Here is a 4093-nt window from a genome sequence, read left to right as displayed (position 1 = left end):
TGATCAAAATTCGGCGATGGGCGGTTCAGGAGAGGGCGCAGCACCCGTCAGCACCTGCCCCCAGACGCACGCGCGCCATGTTCCGCTCATCCTATGGACGTGTCCAGCAATGCGCCCTTGGTTTCGCCGTGATGGGTGGAATGGTCAAACTTCCGGTGCACCTCGTTCAACCGGTCCCGGTCGATAAAGATATGGTTATTGATTTCCCGCATCAGATCTTCCTTGGCCAGTTTCAGCGCCTCTGCCTCGGTATCTGCCAGCCCGGTTCCCTTCAGCTTGTTCAGCTCCTTTGCGATTTTCTCGCATTCCTTCTTGGCCTTATCCACATGCTGCGCCTCATGGACCAGACAGCACGCATAGAACCGGTACCATTCAATCAGCGCCCGCGGCGACAAGCCGCTGACTGACCGTTTCGGGCAGCGCACCGTCGGGTGCAGGACCAGCTTCAGTGCCGAGACTTTTGCCTTCACTTCAAACCAGCCGGTTTTCTTTTCGATCTTGGGCTTGCCGTCAGCCGCATATTTGCCTTTGGCGGTCAGGCATTCCAGCTCGGTTGTGGTCAGAAACGCCACCTTCTTATTGTCGTTTGGGTCCTTCGGCCCCTTGCTTTTGATGCTCTTGGCTATGTCCGGCAGAGTTTTGCCGGACACGGAATAGGTGTCGTAGACAACAGATTTCATGGTCAGGGATACAGGCATAATTCCTCCGGGCAGTAAAAAGGCTGCCCCCCGGAAATAGCACGAAACCGGCCCGCCCCAAAACGCCGGACCTACCCCAGCGCGTGGAAGTGGTCGTAAATCCGCTCGGCCAAGGCTTCGGAAATGCCATCCACCGCCCGCAAGTCGGCCAGATTGGCGCGGCTTACAGCCTTGGCACTGCCGAAATGCGCCAGCAGCGCGCGCTTGCGGGAGGCACCGACGCCGGGCACCTCGTCCAGTGGTGTCGTGCTCATCGCTTTGGCGCGTTTGGCGCGGTGGGTGCCGATTGCGAACCTGTGCGCTTCGTCGCGCATCCGCTGGATAAAATATAGCACCGGGTCGTTGCGCTGCAGGGCAAAGGCCCGTTCACCGGTGCGGTGGAATTCCTCCTTGCCGTGGTCGCGGTCGACGCCTTTGGCCACCCCCACCATCGGGATATCCTGCACGCCGTGTTCTGCCATGATCTCAGCCACGGCGGAAACCTGCCCGGCACCGCCATCGATCAGCAATAGATCCGGCCACAGGCCCTTGTCCCGGTCCGGATCCTCTTTCAACAGGCGCGAAAAACGCCGGTTCAGCACCTCCTTCATCATGCCGAAGTCATCGCCCGGCACCAGGTCATCGCCCTTGATGTTGAACTTACGGTAGGCGTTTTTCAGGAACCCTTCCGGCCCCATCACGATCATGCCGCCCACCGCATTGGTGCCCTGGATGTGGGAGTTGTCGTAGACCTCGATCCGCTGCGGCGGGCCGTCCAGCCCGAAGGCCTCGGCCAGCCCGCGCAGCAGCTTTGTCTGGGTCGCGCTTTCGGCCATGCGGCGGGCCAGGCTTTCACGGGCGTTGCGCACGGCAAAGGCCACCAGTTCGGTCTTCTCGCCGCGCTGAGGCACCAGCAGTTCGACCTTACGCTCTGCCTTCCCGCCCAGCGCCGCCTCCATCAGGTCGGCGTTTTCAATCGCATCCGACAGGATCAGCTGCCGCGGCGGTTCCTTGTTGCCGTAGAACTGGCCCAGGAAAGCCTCCATAACCTCAGCTGGGCTGTTGTCGGCATCGACGCGCGGGTAGAAATCCTGGTTGCCCCAGTTCTGGTTGGCGCGGATGAAAAACACCTGCACGCAGGCCTGGCCGTTTTCCAGATAGAGCGCGATCACATCCGCCTCGGCGGTGGTCTGCGGGTTGATCCCCTGTGCGGTCTGGACTTGTGTCAGCGCGCGGATGCGGTCACGCAGGGCGGCGGCGCGCTCGAACTCCATCGCTTCGGAGGCCTCGGCCATCTGGGTCTTGAGCCGCTCCTGCACCTCGGTCGACTTGTCCGAGAGATAGCGCTGTGCATCCTTCACACTGCGGGCATAGTCCTCTTCCGATATCTTGCCGACACAGGGCGCGGTACAGCGTTTGATCTGGTACTGCAGGCAGGGCCGGGTGCGCGCCTCGAACATGCTGTCCGTGCAGTTGCGCAGCAGGAACGCCTTTTGCAGCTGGTTCAGCACCCGGTTTACTGCGCCCGCGCTGGCGAAGGGGCCATAGTAGGCGCCCTTTTCCTTCTTGGCGCCCCGGTGCTTCTTGATCATCGGAAAGGCGTGGTCGGTCACCAGGATGTTCGGAAAGCTCTTGTCGTCCCGCAGCAGCACGTTGAATTTGGGCTTGAGCTGCTTGATCAGGTTCTGTTCCAGCAACAGCGCTTCGGTCTCGGTCCGGGTGGTGAGGAACATCATCGACGCGGTTTCCGAGATCATCCGGGCGATGCGCCGCGAGTGCCCCGTGGGCCGGGCATAGCTCGACACCCGGGCCTTGAGGTTGCGCGCCTTGCCGACGTAAAGCACCCGGCTCTGGTCATCCAGCATGCGATAGACGCCGGGCGAAGAGTCCAGAGTTTTGAGGTATCCGTGGATGATCTCGTGGCCCTTTGGCACCTGGGCCTGCTCCCCGTTTTGCTCACTCAATGGCGGTATTCCCGATCATATGCAAAATGCGCGATTCCTTGCCCGTGCTGCAATGCAACGACGCCCGTTTCAAGCACTTAAACATCCACCGAATATGTGGATAACTCTGCGGGCAAAATCCGGGCAGGTCGATTTTTTCCTTGTGTACGGCCCACTTCGCCGTCGCGCCCATTTTTTAGGCAATATTTTAACATGCTGATATCAAACAACAAAAAAGCAATCACGTTGCAAGCCCTTGAGACCAATAACCTTTTCGTAACGCTTTTGTTAAGACTTTGTGACCCGTGCACAACTCTGGGGCGCATCCCCTTATTCGACACCGACAACGTCGGGCGTCTGCCACCCCAGGTGCTGGCCTCCATCAACGCAAATCAGCTGCCCGGTGACGGTTTTCGCCCCCAATAGAAAGGTCAGCGCGGCGGTGATGTCGTCGGGGTCGGCGCCACGCTCCAACACCGTCGACGCCCTCTGGCGGGCAAAGGCCCCGGCGTCCTGCCGTCCGCCCTGCAGGGTCGGACCGGGGCCAATCCCGTTGACCCGCACGCGCGGCGCCAGCGCCTGCGCCGCGGTCTGCGTCAGCGTCCAGAGGGCGGATTTCGCCAGGGTGTAGCTCATGAATTCGGGCGTCAGCTTGCGCACCCGCTGGTCGATCATATTGACCACCAGCCCCTGCGCCACCGGCTCTCCGCGCGCGTCCCGCGCCGGATCGGGCACCTGGGCTGCCAATGCCTGGATCAGAACGAAGGGCGCGCGCAGGTTGCTTTCGAAATGCCGGTCCCAGCTTTGCCGCGTGGCGCTGTCGATATCGTCGTATTCAAAGACAGAGGCGTTGTTCACCAGCACCGTCACCGGGCCGCCCAGCGCCTCTGCCGCGCGCGGCAGCAAGGCCTGCGCCTGCGCCTCGTCCAGCAGGTCCGCCTGCAGGGCAACGGCCTGCCCTCCGCGCGCCTCTATCCCGGCGACGACCTCCTGTGCCGCCGCCTTTGACCCCGCGTAGTGGACCGCCACGGCGTAGCCCTGGTCTGCCAGTGTCTCGGCCATCGCGCGGCCCAGCCTCCGGCCCGCGCCAGTCACCAGCGCGCGACGGCCTTCAAGTGAAAACGGGCTCAACGCAGCTCTCCCGGCTGAACGAAATCCATGTCGGTGTAATCGACATTGTCCCCGGCCATGGCCCAGATGAAGGTGTAGCCGCCGATCCCCGCGCCGGAATGGATCGACCAGGGCGGCGACAGGATCGCTTCTTCGTTGGCGACGACCATGTGACGGGTTTCCTGCGGCTCGCCCATGAAATGCATGACGCGCGATGCGTCATCCATGCCCCAGTAGAGGTAGGCCTCCATCCGGCGGTCGTGGACATGGGCCGGCATCGTGTTCCAGACCGAGCCATCGACCAGTTGTGTATATCCCAGGACCAGCTGGCAGCTTTCCATGACCAGCGGGTGGATGAACTGC

At 62.0% G+C, this 4093-nt stretch carries 4 protein-coding genes; all 4 read right to left on the bottom strand.

The window, feature by feature from the left end:
- Positions 1 to 86: 86 nt before the first annotated feature.
- Complete coding sequence (locus A2I95_RS26990; RefSeq protein WP_291734869.1) at positions 87 to 698, bottom strand: DUF922 domain-containing protein; 612 nt, start codon at positions 696 to 698, stop codon at positions 87 to 89.
- Between the two features lie 71 nt (positions 699 to 769).
- Positions 770 to 2641, bottom strand: a complete 1872-nt coding sequence (gene uvrC, locus A2I95_RS26985) for an excinuclease ABC subunit UvrC (RefSeq protein WP_291734866.1) — start codon at positions 2639 to 2641, stop codon at positions 770 to 772.
- A 309-nt stretch (positions 2642 to 2950) separates the two neighbouring features.
- Positions 2951 to 3751 carry an SDR family oxidoreductase gene (locus tag A2I95_RS26980; protein ID WP_291734865.1) on the bottom strand — a complete coding sequence of 267 codons (801 nt, stop codon included), beginning with the start codon at positions 3749 to 3751 and terminating at the stop codon, positions 2951 to 2953.
- Positions 3748 to 4093: 5-deoxy-glucuronate isomerase (locus A2I95_RS26975; protein ID WP_291734863.1), on the bottom strand; the 346-nt coding region annotated here is incomplete at its 5' end. The genes A2I95_RS26975 and A2I95_RS26980, both read right to left, overlap by 4 nt.

The organism is Leisingera sp. F5, from assembly GCF_001593695.1.
This window is presented reverse-complemented; position numbering and strand designations above follow the sequence as displayed.

Coding starts and splice junctions, on each gene's coding strand:
- A2I95_RS26990 (WP_291734869.1), bottom strand. CDS start 698: ATGCCTGTATCCCTGACCATGAAATCTGTTGTCTACGACACCTATTCC.